This window comes from Streptomyces sp. ITFR-6, assembly GCF_031844725.1.
In the GTDB taxonomy this organism is placed as follows: domain Bacteria; phylum Actinomycetota; class Actinomycetes; order Streptomycetales; family Streptomycetaceae; genus Streptomyces.
The window spans coordinates 7,780,007-7,792,709 of the sequence record NZ_CP134612.1 but is presented as its reverse complement, the minus strand read 5'-3'; the positions used below and the strand labels follow the sequence as shown (position 1 = coordinate 7,792,709).

The window sequence follows — 12,703 nt, the reverse complement described above, 5'->3', positions numbered from 1 at the left end:
TCTCCGCCGTATCCCCTCCCCGACCAGGAGCACATCCCATGAGAACGCACTCCACCCGCAGGCTCCTCGGCGCGCTCGCCGTCGCCTCCGCTCTCGCGCTGACCGCCACGCCCTGCGGCGATTCGGACTCCGACGCCGGCGCCGGCTCCCCCAAGGACGTCGCGGCAGCGCTTGAGAAGGGCGGGAAGGCGACCGTGTGGGCCTGGGAGCCCACGCTCAAGAAGGTGGCGGCCGACTCGAGAAGAAGTACCCCCACGTCGACGTCGAACTGGTCAACGCGGGCACCGGCGACAAGCAGTACACGGCTCTGCAGAACGCAATGTCCGCCGGTTCCGGTGCCCCCGATGTCGCCCAGGTCGAGTACTACGCCCTCGGCCAGTTCGCCATCGCCAAGTCCGTCGAGGACCTGGCCCCCTACCGCGCGCGGAAGTACGACAAGACGTTCACGACCGGCCCGTGGAACGCGGTCACGCAGGACAAGGCGGTCTACGCCCTGCCCATGGACTCCGGCCCCATGGCCTTCTTCGACAAGAAGAAGGTCTTCGACAAGCACGGCGTCAAGGTGCCGACCACCTGGGACGAGTACGTCGAAGCGGCCCGCACCCTCCACAAGGCCGACCCCAAGATCTTCATCACCAATAACACCGGGGACGCCGGAGCCACCACCAGTCTCATCTGGCAGGCCGGCGGGCGCCCCTACAAGGCCGATGGCACGAACGTGAGCGTGGGATTCGACGACGCGGGCACCAAGAAGTACACCGCGACCTGGCAGAAGCTCCTCGACGAGAAGCTGGTCGCGCCGGTCAGCTCCTGGAGCGACGCCTGGTACAAGGGCCTGGCCGACGGCTCCCTGTCCCGGCGGCCTCCGGCGACTGGCGGGTCGCACCGCTGCCGCAGTGGACGAAGGGCGACCGGACGAGCGCGGAGAACGGCGGCAGCTCGCTGGCCGTGCCGAAGGCCGCGAAGAACAAGGAACTGGCCTACGCCTTCACCCAGTTCGCGACGACCGGCGCCGGCGCGAGCACCCGTGTCGCCCAGGGCGCCTTCCCGGCCACCCGCGCCGACCTGGAGTCGAAGGCGTTCCTCGACGCCCCGTTCCCGTACTTCGGCGGGCAGAAGGCCAACCAGGTGTTCGCCGAGTCGGCCCGTAACGTCGGTGCGGACTGGTCCTACCTGCCTTATCAGGTCTACGCGAACTCCATCTTCAATGACACCGCGGGCAAGGCGTATGTTTCCTCCACCACTCTCTCCGCAGGACTGAAGGCCTGGCAGGACGCGAGCGTCAAGTACGGCAAGGACCAGGGCTTCACCGTCGACTAGTCCGACCGCCGATTCCCGCTGTTTGTTTACTTTGCGCTCTCGGAACGTCTGGGCGTGCCACCGGCATCGATGGCACGCCCAGACGAACTGGGAGCTTTTTCCGCCCTGTTCACAGATTCGACCCGTGAACATCACAGGCGTATTTCAAACCGTCACGCCTCTTGACGCAGAGGAAACCACGTTATGTTATGCAGTTAAACGTTTGAATGTGTTTGATTTCGACGATTCCGGTTCCCTACCGAGGCACCCTCAGCCCGCAGCCTCTCTCGAACCGGCCTCCGCGCGACTGTGCAGCGGCGGCCGCTGTCAGTACAAAGGAGCCCCTGATGTTCCGTTCCACCTCCAGCCGCGCGGCCGCCGCCACCGGTCTCCTCCTGGCCCTCGGCCTCACCTCAGCGTGTTCCTCGGGCAAGGAGGCCACGACCGACGACCAGGGCGGCGGCAAGGTCAAGGGCGCGATCTCGCTCACGTATCTGCAGAAGCAGGGTGACCAGGAGTACTTCATCGGCGAGGCCGCGGGCGCGAAGGCGAAGGCGAAGGAACTCGGCATCGGCCTCAAGGTGGTGAACCTGGGCAACGACGCCAACAAGACGGTCAGCGAGGTGCAGTCGGCGATCGCGCAGAAGACGAGCGGCGTCATCATCGTCGTTCCGGACCCGGCCGTCGGCCCGCAGGTCGTACAGACCACGAAGGAGGGCAAGGTCGCGCTGCTGACCTCCGACGACCAGATCTGCGCCACCGGGCCCGACCCGGCCAAGTGCGGCAAGGACGACCTCGTCCCGCGGATCGGATTCAGCGGCGCCCAGATGGGCGGGGAGGTCGGCAAGCGCGCCGCCGCCGAGTACAAGAAGGCCGGCTGGAAGGCCGCGGACACCCGCATCGTCTCGGCCTGGAAGCAGGACGTCACCGTCTGCGGCGACCGGGTGGCAGGGGCCAAAAAGGCGTTCCAGGCCGCCGTTCCCGGTGTGAAGACCATCAACGTCCCCACCGACAACACCCCAACGGGCGCGCAGGACAAGATCGCCGCGACAATCACCGCGAACTCCAAGGTGAAGCACTGGGTCGTCTGGGGCTGCAACGACGAGAACGTCATGGGCGGCGTCACCGCGCTCGCCAACGCGGACGTCAGCCCGGACAACGTTATCGGTGTCGGGCTCGGTGCCTACCTCGCCTGCAAGGAGTGGGAGTCCGACAAGCCGACCGGCATGAAGGCCGCCCTCTTCATCAACGGCAAGGACGTCGGCGCCCTGGCCGTCCAGACCATGTATGACAAGCTCAAGAAGGACAAGAAGTTCCCCGCCGAGGCCTTCGCCCCCACCACCATGGTCGACCACACCTCGTGGAAGGGCGCCGGAGTCACCTGCAGCTGAGTGCCCCCGGCGGGCGGCCGCGACACGCTGCCGCCCGCCGGTGACCCCACCCCGCTTCCGACCCCTGCCTGCACCATGCCATCGAGGTGAACCGACCCCATGACCCCAGAGCAACACCCGGCCGCCGCACCGGAACCCCCCGGCGGCCCGGCGGCGCCCCACCCCACTCCCGTCGCCGTCTCTGGCCTCACCAAGCGCTTCGGCACCGTGCAGGCGCTCGGCGGCGTCACACTCGACTTCCCCGCCGGACAGATCACCGCGCTGATGGGTGAGAACGGCGCCGGCAAGTCCACACTCCTGAAGATCCTCACCGGTGACCACCAGCCCACCGAGGGGAGCGTGGTCATGAACCGGGAGCACATCACCCTCGACTCCCCCGCCCGCGCACGGGCCGCCGGTATCCGGATCATCCCGCAGGAACCCGAGATCATCCCCCATGTCTCCGTGGCGGAGAACGTCTACGCCGGCGCCCTCCCCCGCAAGCGCGGACGGGTGCTCGACCGGGCCGAACTCAACCGGCGCATCAGGGCCGACCTGGACCGGCTGGGCTTCGCCCACGTCCTGGACCCGGCGCTGCTCGGCTCCCAGCTCACGCCCGCCCAACGCCAGCTGGTCGAGATCATGCGCGCGCTGACCGGTGCCACGACCGCTCAGCTGATCGCCTTCGACGAACCCACGTCGTCGCTGTCGGAGCACGAGGTGGACGCCCTGTTCACCCTCATCCGGCGGCTTCGCGACGAGGGCATCGCCATCGTCTACGTCTCGCACCGCATGCAGGAGATCTTCCAGCTCGCCGACCGCATCGCCGTCCTTCGCGACGGCAGCCTGGTCGGCGTCCAGGACGCCGCCGCCACGAACGAGGGCGAGCTCGTGCGCCAGATGGTCGGCCGCGACCTGTCCGCCGGGTTCGTACGCCCGCACGTGGCGACCGACCGACTGGTCCTCGACGTCCAGCACCTCACCACCGACGACGTCACCGACATCTCGCTCCAGGTCCACGCGGGCGAGGTCGTCGGCCTCGCCGGCCTGATCGGGGCCGGCCGCTCGGAACTGGCCCTCGCGCTCGCGGGCGACCTGCCCGTCCTCGAGGGCACGGTCACCCTCGACGGCACGCCGCTGCGCAGCGGCCGGCCGGGCGAGGTCATCAGCGCGGGTCTCGGGCTGGCGCCCGAGGAACGCAAGGCCCAGGCGCTGTTCCTGCAGCAGTCCATCAAGGACAACACCTCGCTCGTGGTGCTGGACCGGTTGCGACGCTTCCGCTTCGTCCGGCGCACGGCCGAACGCCGCCTCGCGCAGGAGTACACCGACCGGCTCCGGGTCCGGGCCCCTTCGGTCGACCACGAGGTGCGCAAACTGTCGGGCGGCAACCAGCAGAAAGTGGTCCTGGCCCGCTGGCTGGCCCGCAAGCCGAAGGTGCTGGTCCTCGACGAGCCGACCCGCGGCATCGACGTCGGTGCCAAGGCGGAGATCTACCAGATCATCGCCGACCTGGCGGCCGAGGGGGTCGCGTTGCTGGTCATCTCCTCCGAGCTTCCCGAACTCCTCGGCCTCGCGGACCGCGTGATCGTGATGCAGAACGGCCGCATCACGGGCGAACTCGACCGTGGTGAGGCCACCGAAGAATCCATCCTCCAGCTCGCCATGGCCGATGACATAGTCGGCACCGCCCCCGGAGCCTCCTCATGACCCTCACCAGTTCCCCCTCTCCGTCTGTGAAGGGAACCCCCGACGACAGCCCCGCGCCGCACCGCTCGAAGCTCCTTTCCGGCCTGGGCGGCCAGAACGTCAGCCTGATCGGTGCGCTCGCCGTCGTTCTCATCCTGTTCGGTGTCCTGAACGACAACTATCTGAGCCTGTCGAACATGCAGGTCATCGCCGAGGCGGCGACCATCACCGGACTGCTCGCGATCGTGCAGACCGTGGTCATCATCTGCGGCGGTCTGGACATCTCGGTCGGCTCGCAGGTGGGCGTGGCCTCGGTCGTCAGCGCCATGGTGTTCACCTCAGCGGGCTCGAACGCTTTCCTCGGCATGGCCGCGGCCGTCGGCGTCGGTGTCCTGATCGGCGCGCTGAACGGCCTCGTGATCGTCTACGGCCGGGTCAACCCCACCATCGCCACCCTGGCGGGGCTCGCGGCCTACAAGGGCCTCGCCCAGCTCCTGTCGGACGGGCGGGCCCAGGGCTACGTCCTCAACAACGACTTCTTCATCTTCCTCGGGCGCGGCAAGATCGCCGGCCTGCCGGTCATGGTCTGGATCCTGATCGTGGTGGCCGTCATCGTCCACCTGCTGCTGAAGTACACCGACATCGGGCGCAACCTGTACGCGATCGGCGGCAACGACACCGCCGCCCGCCTGGCCGGTATCAACATCAACAAGTACCTGATCTGCGTCTACGCCCTCATCGGCGTCGTCGCCGCCATCGCCGGCATCCTGCTCACCGCCCGCACCGGCTCGGGTCAGCCCACTTCCGGCAGCGAGGGCCTCGAACTCAAGGCGATCACCGCGGCGGCCCTGGGCGGCGCCGCGCTCAAGGGCGGCAAGGGAGGGATCGGCGGCACCCTGCTCGCCGTGGCACTGCTCGGCTGCCTGGAGAACGGACTCACCGTCCAGGGCATCAACACCTTCTGGCAGAACGTCGCCCAGGGCGCGCTGCTCGTCATCGCCGTCGTCATCCAGCAGCGCCGCAGCGGTGAGAGGGCTGTCGGTCTGCCCCACTGACCGCGCCCGGCCGTCGCGGCGACGGCCCGCTCAGCGCGAGGAACGCCGGACGTATGTCGTGACCGGTCGCTCAGCGGCGGCCGACCTCGATCCGGATCAGGTTGCGCCCGCGGATGGCGTAGTACCTGCCACGCTCGTCCACCGCGGCTCGCGGGATGCCGTACCGGTCCGCGTCGAGCGCGACCAGGTCCGTACGCGCGAACGTCCTGCGGTCGTAGCGCACGAAGTCCGAGCTGGACGCCCCGTACACGTACCCCCGGTCGGCCGGCAAGGTCCCGAAGTTCGGCACGACCGGGCCGTGGTTGGCGGAGTGGATCACCTTTCGGGTGCGCAGGTCGATCACGAAGAAGTCACCCCTGTAGCACATGACGTACAGGTGATGGCCGAGCACGGTGAGGCCGGTGATACCGGTGGGCTTGGCCTGCGGCGTCATCCGCCACAGCTCGCGCCTGCGGACCGGGTCCCACGCGACCAGTCTGCCGGCGGTGGAGGCGCCGTTCTGGCCGCCGAGATAGGCCACGCCGTCGTAGGCGACGACCGCACGGATCATCTGGTCGTCGTCGATCGGGTTGACGGCGACCGTGGTGGCGCCGTTCCTCGGGTCGAACGTCATCAGCGATCCGCCCAGATCGTCACCGGACTGAATGCCCATCAGGGCCAGTCGGTGCCGGTCGTCCCAGACGATCTGGTGCGTGCGGTTCTGCTTCGGCGGCAGGTCGGCCAGCTTGCGGGGCCACTTGTCGTCCGTGCGCGGGTTGTAGGCCAGGAGGCCGATCGCGTTGTACTGGGCGAGGTAGGCGGTGCCCTTGTGCAGCACGATGTCCTTGGCCTCGCTCGTCGCCAGCACCCTGCTCTGCTTGCCGGTGCGCAGGTCGTGCCGTGCCACCGTGTTCGTCCCGCCGACGTACACGTTGTGCGTGTCGGCGGCCACCGACATCGCCAGCTGGGGGCCGATCGGAGCGCCTGCCTTGATCAGGTCCCATGAGGTGTCGGAGCCGGTGCTCGGGTCGACCTCGAAGATCAGGCCGAAGGCCGAGACGACGATCACCTTGTCCTCGCGGATCCACAGGCCCCAGATCTCGCCGAAATCGCCCTCCTTGAGCTTGATCTCGCGGAACTTCCCGGTCTCAGCGTCAGTTCGATCAGCGCGGCGCCGTTGAAGTACATCTTGTCGCCGAGCTTGCGCGGCAGCCGGAGGAAGGACTGCTCGCTCTGCACGAGCGTGTACTGAGCCGGGTCTTCGGCGTCCATGATCGCGACCGCCGCACCGTCCGCGGTGGTCGAGCACACGTACAGGGTGCCTTCGTGGAGGCCGACGTCACGGACCTCCACCTGCCCCGCGAATTCCTTCGGAAGGATCGAGGTGATCTTCTTCGTGGCGCGGTCCATGACGAAGAGTCCGGCCTTGGTGCTGGTCGGAGTCGCGCCCAGCGAGGCGCCCGTGCCGATGTAGATCTTGTCCTGGGTGGCCAGCAGACAGCGGATCATCGGGACGTCGGGGTCGGGAATCGCGATCTCGGTCAGCTCACCGGTGGCCGGGTCGTACTGGCGCAGCCTGGGCTGGGGTTCCCGGCCGCCGAAGAAGATCTTGTTGTCGGGCGACGCGCTGATCGCGTACGGATCGAGGCCGGGGATCGAGTGGAGATCCTCCTTCGGCGCGTCGGCCGCGGACAGGTCGATCCGGATGAAACCCGGTCCCGGAGCGGAGTCGTACTCACGGATCGCCGAGTACAGATACCGCCCGTCCGGGTCGACGGCGAGCAGCTGCGTGCTGATCCCGGGGCCCTCGGTGACGCTGGTGACCTTCCCGGTGCCGAAGTCGAAGCCGATGATCCGTGTCGGATCGATGTTGCGCGAGGCTATGTAGGCCTTGTCGCCCACCGGAATGGCGGCGGCGAGCGAGAAGTTGTTCACCCCCGGGCCGAGGTCCGTGACCCGCACCCGTGCGCCCTGCGCCGCCAGGGCGTCGGTCGCGGGCAGGCCGGTGACGGCCAGCGCACCCGCGCCGACGGCTCCCCACTGCATCAGCTTCCGTCGTGTGATCTGTCCGTCCTGCATGTTCAGTGCTCCTTCGTAGGGTTTCTGAGGATGCGCACGGGGAGTGCATGGCTTTTCCCGTGGCCGGATGGATCAGGCGGCGGTCCAGCGCAGACCGCCCAGGAGGTGGTCTCGGAAGGCCGGGTCGGTGTAGGCGTCGGCCGCGTGGCCCAGCGCGGTGTAGAACGAGCGGCCGGCGCCGGATTCCCTGCACCACACCAGGGGGTGGTCGGCGCCCATGCCGCCTCCCTCGTAGCCGGATTCGTCGATGGTCGCGAGGACCTGTACGCCGGGGCGCCGCGGGTTGCTCCGGAAGTCGTACCACTCGTCGTTCCAGTGCCACCGCTGCGGCAGATGGCGCGTCGACGGATGGTTCAGGTCCTCGACGAGGACGGTGCCGGGCTGGAAGTCCGGGTGGCCTGCGAAGCGTGCACCGAGCAACTCCCCGTAGTACGGCCAGTCGTACTCGGTGCACGCGGCGGAGTGGATGCCCATGAAGCCGCCGCCGTCAGAGGTCCAGCGCCGCAGCGCCAGCTGCCCCTCCGGGGTGAGCACCTCGCCGCTGGTGGAGAGGAAGACCACCGCGCTGCGCCCGGCGAGGGAGGCGTCGGTGAAGACCGAGGGGTCCTCCGAGGTCTCCACGGTGAAGCCGTGCTCCTCCCCCAGCTCTCGCAGGGCCGCCTGTCCGGCGGGGATCGAGTCGTGGCGGTAGGCCGTGGTGCGGGTGAAGACGAGAACGTCCGACAGGCGGTCGGGCTGGGACATGCTGGCGCTCCTGGTTCTGGACGTGCGGGGTGGTCGGCAGTCTCACAGGGCGGGGCGGCGCGGCAGCAGCCCGGGTGTTCAGGCCGAGGTGGTCAGGGCCGCGCGGTTCACCGGATACGCGAACTCCCGCCCTGCGCAGTAGCGTTCGACCTCGTCCAGGGCGCTGCGGGTGATGCGGGCGAGTTCGCCGCCGAGCGATCCGGCGATGTGCGGGGTCAGCAGCACGTTCGGCAGCGCGTACAGCGGTGAGGCCGCCGGCAGCACTTCGGGTTCCGTGACGTCGAGGACGGCGTGGATGCGCCCCGACAGCGCCTCCGCGGTGAGGGCCGCGGTGTCGATGAGGGAGCCGCGCCCCGTGTTGACGAGCGTGGCGCCGTCCCGCAGGAGCGAGAGTCTGCGGGCGTCGAGGAGGTGGTACGTCTCGGGCAGCGCGGGTGCGTGCAGCGAGACGACGTCGGAGACGGCGAGCAGCTCGTCGAGCTCGACGAGCCGGGCGCCCATCGACCGGGCCGCCTCGGGGTCGAGGTGCGGGTCGGCCAGCAGGATGTCGAAGGCGTGGGGCCGGAGCAGCTCCAGCACCCGGCGTCCGACCAGGGAAGCGCCGACCAGGCCGATCGTCCGGCGGTAGTTGCCGAACCCCGGGAAGTGGGCCGCCCAGTCCAGGGCGTCGCGGTGTTCGCGGTAGAGCCCGCCGATCTCCAGGACGCGCTTATTGGCGAAGAGGATCGCGGCGAGGGTGTATTCGGCGTTGGCGGCGGCCGCCGTGGAGACGTGCAGGCCGCGTTCCCAGCAGGCTTCCGTCACATGGTGTTTGACGCTTCCCGCCGCGTGCACGACTGCCTTCAGCGCCGGCATGCGGGCCAGTACGGCGTCGTCGAGCGGGCGGCATCCCCAGGACGTGATCAGGAGTTCGACGGCGGCCAGGTGGGGTACGTGGTCGAAGTCCTCCGCGACGAGGTCCGGTTCGATGTCGACGAGACGGGTCAGGCGGTCGATCGCGGCACGCGGGAAGAGTGCGTCCCGGTGCGGCCGGCCCATCGCGAACAGGGCACGCGGGCGGGGCGGGGTGGATGACATGGGGATCCTCAGAACGATGGCCTACTTGACGGCGGCGGCTGTCATGCCGGACTTCCAGAACCGCTGGAGCATCAGGAAGAGGATGACCAGCGGGACCACGGACACCAGCGATCCGACGATGGCCAGGAGGTAGTCCTGTGGGTGCCCCTGGGAGAGCGCGGACGAATACCAGACGTACAGACCGAGGTTGACCGGGAAGAGGTCCTTGTCGGACAGCATCACCAGGGGAAGGAAGAAGCTGTTCCAGATCTGGGTGAACTGGAAGAGGAAGATGGTCACGAAGCCCGGTGCGATCATCGGCAGGCCGATACGGCAGAAGGTCCTGAACTCTCCCGCCCCGCCCACACGGGCGGCCTCCAGGACCTCGTTGGGGATGTACGAGGCGCTGAAGACGCGGGCCAGGTACACGCCGAACGGGAACACGAGGCCCGGGATGAACACGCCCCAGAAGGAGTTCACCAGACCGGCTTTGGCAGCGAGCAGGTAGAGCGGGATCGCCATCGCCGTCCCGGGCACCATCACGCCCAGCAGGACGAAGGAGAAGAGCCTCTCCTTGCCGGGGAAGTTCAGTTTGTCGAACGTGTACCCGGCGGCCACGCTGAACACGGTCGCCAGCAGCGAGCCGACACCGGCGTACAGGACCGTGTTCAGCAGCCAGCGCAGGAAGATCCCGTTGTCGACCTGGAACAGGTATGTGAGGTTGTCGACGAGTACGAAGTCCTTGCCCGGGGCGAAGCCGTTGGTGGCGAAGAGGTCCTGGCGGCTCTTGGTGGAGGAGAGGAACAGCCAGAGCATCGGCAGAAGCGTGTAGAGGGCGGCGAAGCCGAGCATGGCGGTCACACCGGCTCTGGACAGCAGGACCGATGGGCGGTTCCCGGACCCACGCCGCCCCGGCCCGCTCCTGTCCGGCCGGCTCTTCTCCGTACCGTTCCTGCCCGTCCGGTCCGGAGCCGGACAGGAGCCGTCGGGGGCAACGCGTGTCATGGTCTTGGTCACGGCTTGCTCCTGCTGCGCGAAAAGCGGGTGACGAGGAATGACAGCAGCGCGGCGAACAGCGCGATGAGCAGCGAGGCCGCTGCCGCCAGTCCGAAGTCGTTGTGGGTGAAGGCGGCGGTCTGGACGAACATGTTGGGGGTCCAGCTGCTGCCGATGGAACTGGAGGCGCTGTAGATGACCTTCGGTTCGGTGAAGAGCTAAACCGATCCGATGGCGGTGAACAGCACGGCCAGGGCGATGGCCGGGCGGATCATCGGGACCTTGATCGACAGGGCGGTACGGATCTGTCCGGCGCCGTCGATCTTCGCCGCGTCCAGGGCCTCGGTCGGCACCGCCTGGAGGGCCGCGTAGAAGATGACCATGTTGTACCCGATCCATTCCCAGACGGCGATGTTCGCCGCCTAGAAGACCGCGTTGTCGGCCGACAGGAAGTCGATGTCGAGGCCGCCGGCGTCGAGGAAGTCGATCACCGGGCTGAGTCCGGGCGTGTACAGGTAGACCCAGATGAGGGCCGCGATCAGACCGGGCACCGCGTGCGGGAGGAACAGGGCCAGCTGGAAGAAGGTCCGTGCCCTGGTCAGTGCCGAGTCGAGCAGCAAAGCGAGCACGAGCGCGCCCCCGATCATCACCGGGATGTAGATCGCGACGTAGGCGGCGATGGTGAGGAATCCACCGCGGAAGCCAGGGTCCGACAACGCGTGTACGTAGTTGTCCAGTCCGGCGAAGACCTCTTCCGTCCCGCCGAAGCCGAGGCCGGAGGTGTGGGTGGTGAACAGGCTCATCCAGCCCGCGTAGACCAGCGGGGCGAGGGTGACGGCGGCGAAGAGGATGAAGAAGGGTGCCAGGAGCAGCGTGGCGGTGCGGCGCTGGGCGCGGGCTGACGGAGTTGTCATACCGGGCCTCTCTGGAAAGGGGAGCGGGAAGCGTCGGGGCGGGAGCCGATGCCGGCCTCGGCCTACGGGCCGGGCATCGGCCCACGGGGGTTCGCGAACTGCATCGCGTACTGCGGACACGCCCTACGGGGCGACCTTCATCCTGCGTCGCTTCATGTCCTGGACGGTCGCCTGCCGGGCACCGGTGAGGACGTCGAAGAGCTTGACCTTGCCCTGGGCGACCTTCGGAAGCTGGTCGACGACGGCCGTGTTCGTGGTCCCCGTGACGGGGCCCCACGTCCAGCCGGGCCGGACGGCCGCGTAGGACTTGTTGCCGAGGGCGTACACGTCCTGTCCGCCGAAGTAGTCGGTGGGGAAGGCGGCCTTGGTGACCGGCACGAGCTTGGGATCGGCGGGGAACATGCTGCTGGTCCCGGAGGAGACCCACGCCTTCATGCCCTCGGGGTCCGTGGTGATCCACTTGATGAACTCCGCGGCGGCGGCGCTGTTCTTGGCGCCCTTCGGTATGACGAAGGAGGAGCCGCCGTACATGGCAGAGGCGGGTTTGCCGTCCCAGGTGGGCACCGGGGCCACCGACCACTTGCCCTTCTGGTCGGCGACGGTCGCCTGCTGGGACCCGGCGCACCAGCTCGCGCAGACGTAGGCGACGGTGCGGTTCTGCTGGACGCTCGTCCAGAACGGGTCGAGCGAGCTGACCGAGCTGATGAGGTCCTTCCGGGCGAGGTCACCCCAGTAGTCGGCGACCTTCCAGGAGGGGGCGTCGTCCAGCGAGACCTTCCAGGAGTCCTTCTCCGTGCCGAACCACTGCGAGCCGGCCTGCCAGGCGAGGGCGGTCAGCAGTCCCGGGTTGTCGGTGTAGAGAACCCGCCGCGGGCCTTCGGGTCCGCCTTCTTCACCTGCTCGGTCATGTTCCGGTAGGCGTCCCAGGTCTTGGGGACGCTGATCTTGTGGCTCTTGAAGAAGTCGTTGCGGTAGTACAGCATCAGCGGGGCCGCGTCGCGGGGAACGCCCCACGTCTGGCCGCCCAGCTCGACCAACTGCCTGACGGACTCGGAGAATTGGTCCTTGACCAGAGGCCCGAGCGAATCGCTCAGCGGCTCCAGCCTGCCCTGGGTGGCGAACTCGGGCAGCTGCGGGTACTCGACGACCGCGGCATTTGGGGCGGTGCCGGCCTTCACGGCGTTGGTGAGCTCGGAGTAGTACTCCTGGCCCGAGGGCACCGCCTCGAAGGTCACCTTGATGTCCGGGTGGGTCCGGTTGAAGGCTTTCGCCACTTCGTCGGAGCCCTTGACGAAGGACCAGAAGGTGACCTTTCCGGTGCCCTTGTCCGCCGTGGAGGTCCCGCTGTCCGAGTCTCCACACCCCGTGGCGAGAAGGCCGATTGCCGCGACGGAGCCGACCAGTGCTGTCAGTCGTCTACGAAACATGATGTGCCACCGACCGTTGCTTGGGTGCCACCGCAATCATTCGTTACATACGACATCGAGTCAATGTCTCTGATTTCGTTTTTTGATAACGAAACCAC

Annotated in this window: 10 protein-coding genes and 2 pseudogenes; 4 read left to right on the top strand and 8 right to left on the bottom strand. The window is 68.1% G+C overall.

Annotation, left to right across the window (positions count from 1 at the left end):
- The first annotated feature begins 38 nt into the window (after positions 1-38).
- From RLT59_RS35330 to RLT59_RS35315, 4 genes and pseudogenes are all read left to right on the top strand, one after another.
- Positions 39-1,320: pseudogene (locus RLT59_RS35330) on the top strand (ABC transporter substrate-binding protein).
- 326 nt (positions 1,321-1,646) lie between these two features.
- Positions 1,647-2,690 carry a substrate-binding domain-containing protein gene (locus RLT59_RS35325; protein WP_311307157.1) on the top strand — a complete coding sequence of 348 codons (1,044 nt, stop codon included), beginning with the start codon at positions 1,647-1,649 and terminating at the stop codon, positions 2,688-2,690.
- 99 nt (positions 2,691-2,789) lie between these two features.
- Positions 2,790-4,376 (top strand): sugar ABC transporter ATP-binding protein, encoded by a 1,587-nt coding sequence (locus RLT59_RS35320; protein WP_311307156.1) that lies wholly within the window; start codon positions 2,790-2,792, stop codon positions 4,374-4,376.
- Positions 4,373-5,410, top strand: a complete 1,038-nt coding sequence (locus tag RLT59_RS35315; protein ID WP_311307155.1) for an ABC transporter permease — start codon at positions 4,373-4,375, stop codon at positions 5,408-5,410. Before RLT59_RS35320 ends, RLT59_RS35315 begins: the two co-directional genes overlap by 4 nt.
- A 70-nt stretch (positions 5,411-5,480) precedes the next feature.
- Here the strand turns inward: RLT59_RS35315 and RLT59_RS35310 are convergent, their stop codons facing one another.
- From RLT59_RS35310 to RLT59_RS35275, 8 genes and pseudogenes are all read right to left on the bottom strand, one after another.
- Positions 5,481-6,458, bottom strand: coding sequence for a PQQ-binding-like beta-propeller repeat protein (locus tag RLT59_RS35310; protein ID WP_311307154.1), 978 nt, complete (start codon positions 6,456-6,458; stop codon positions 5,481-5,483).
- Complete coding sequence (locus RLT59_RS35305; protein WP_311307153.1) at positions 6,455-7,468, bottom strand: NHL repeat-containing protein; 1,014 nt, start codon at positions 7,466-7,468, stop codon at positions 6,455-6,457. The genes RLT59_RS35310 and RLT59_RS35305 overlap by 4 nt, the downstream gene beginning before the upstream one ends.
- Positions 7,469-7,540: 72 nt before the next feature.
- On the bottom strand, positions 7,541-8,212 hold the full coding sequence (locus RLT59_RS35300; protein ID WP_311307152.1) for a ThuA domain-containing protein: 672 nt from the start codon (positions 8,210-8,212) through the stop codon (positions 7,541-7,543).
- A 78-nt stretch (positions 8,213-8,290) separates the two neighbouring features.
- The gene (locus RLT59_RS35295) at positions 8,291-9,289 is read right to left on the bottom strand and encodes a hydroxyacid dehydrogenase (RefSeq protein WP_399126638.1); all 999 of its coding nucleotides are present in this window, start codon (positions 9,287-9,289) and stop codon (positions 8,291-8,293) included.
- Between the two features lie 21 nt (positions 9,290-9,310).
- Positions 9,311-10,273 (bottom strand): carbohydrate ABC transporter permease, encoded by a 963-nt coding sequence (locus tag RLT59_RS35290; protein ID WP_399127030.1) that lies wholly within the window; start codon positions 10,271-10,273, stop codon positions 9,311-9,313.
- A gap of 8 nt (positions 10,274-10,281) precedes the next feature.
- Positions 10,282-11,178: pseudogene (locus tag RLT59_RS35285) on the bottom strand (carbohydrate ABC transporter permease).
- A 123-nt stretch (positions 11,179-11,301) separates the two neighbouring features.
- The gene (locus RLT59_RS35280) at positions 11,302-12,015 is read right to left on the bottom strand and encodes an extracellular solute-binding protein (RefSeq protein WP_311307965.1); all 714 of its coding nucleotides are present in this window, start codon (positions 12,013-12,015) and stop codon (positions 11,302-11,304) included.
- Positions 12,012-12,605: an ABC transporter substrate-binding protein gene (locus tag RLT59_RS35275; RefSeq protein WP_311307151.1), complete on the bottom strand. Its 594-nt coding sequence runs from the start codon at positions 12,603-12,605 to the stop codon at positions 12,012-12,014. The genes RLT59_RS35280 and RLT59_RS35275 overlap by 4 nt, the downstream gene beginning before the upstream one ends.
- Between the last annotated feature and the right edge of the window lie 98 nt (positions 12,606-12,703).

What these genes read in the sequence shown, in the direction of transcription:
- RLT59_RS35290 (WP_399127030.1), bottom strand. Translation starts at nt 10,273, where the DNA reads ATGACACGCGTTGCCCCCGACGGCTCCTGTCCGGCTCCGGACCGGACG.
- RLT59_RS35300 (WP_311307152.1), bottom strand. Translation starts at nt 8,212, where the DNA reads ATGTCCCAGCCCGACCGCCTGTCGGACGTTCTCGTCTTCACCCGCACC.
- RLT59_RS35325 (WP_311307157.1), top strand. Translation starts at nt 1,647, where the DNA reads ATGTTCCGTTCCACCTCCAGCCGCGCGGCCGCCGCCACCGGTCTCCTC.
- RLT59_RS35295 (WP_399126638.1), bottom strand. Translation starts at nt 9,289, where the DNA reads ATGTCATCCACCCCGCCCCGCCCGCGTGCCCTGTTCGCGATGGGCCGG.
- RLT59_RS35305 (WP_311307153.1), bottom strand. Translation starts at nt 7,468, where the DNA reads ATGCAGGACGGACAGATCACACGACGGAAGCTGATGCAGTGGGGAGCC.
- RLT59_RS35275 (WP_311307151.1), bottom strand. Translation starts at nt 12,605, where the DNA reads ATGTTTCGTAGACGACTGACAGCACTGGTCGGCTCCGTCGCGGCAATC.
- RLT59_RS35320 (WP_311307156.1), top strand. Translation starts at nt 2,790, where the DNA reads ATGACCCCAGAGCAACACCCGGCCGCCGCACCGGAACCCCCCGGCGGC.
- RLT59_RS35315 (WP_311307155.1), top strand. Translation starts at nt 4,373, where the DNA reads ATGACCCTCACCAGTTCCCCCTCTCCGTCTGTGAAGGGAACCCCCGAC.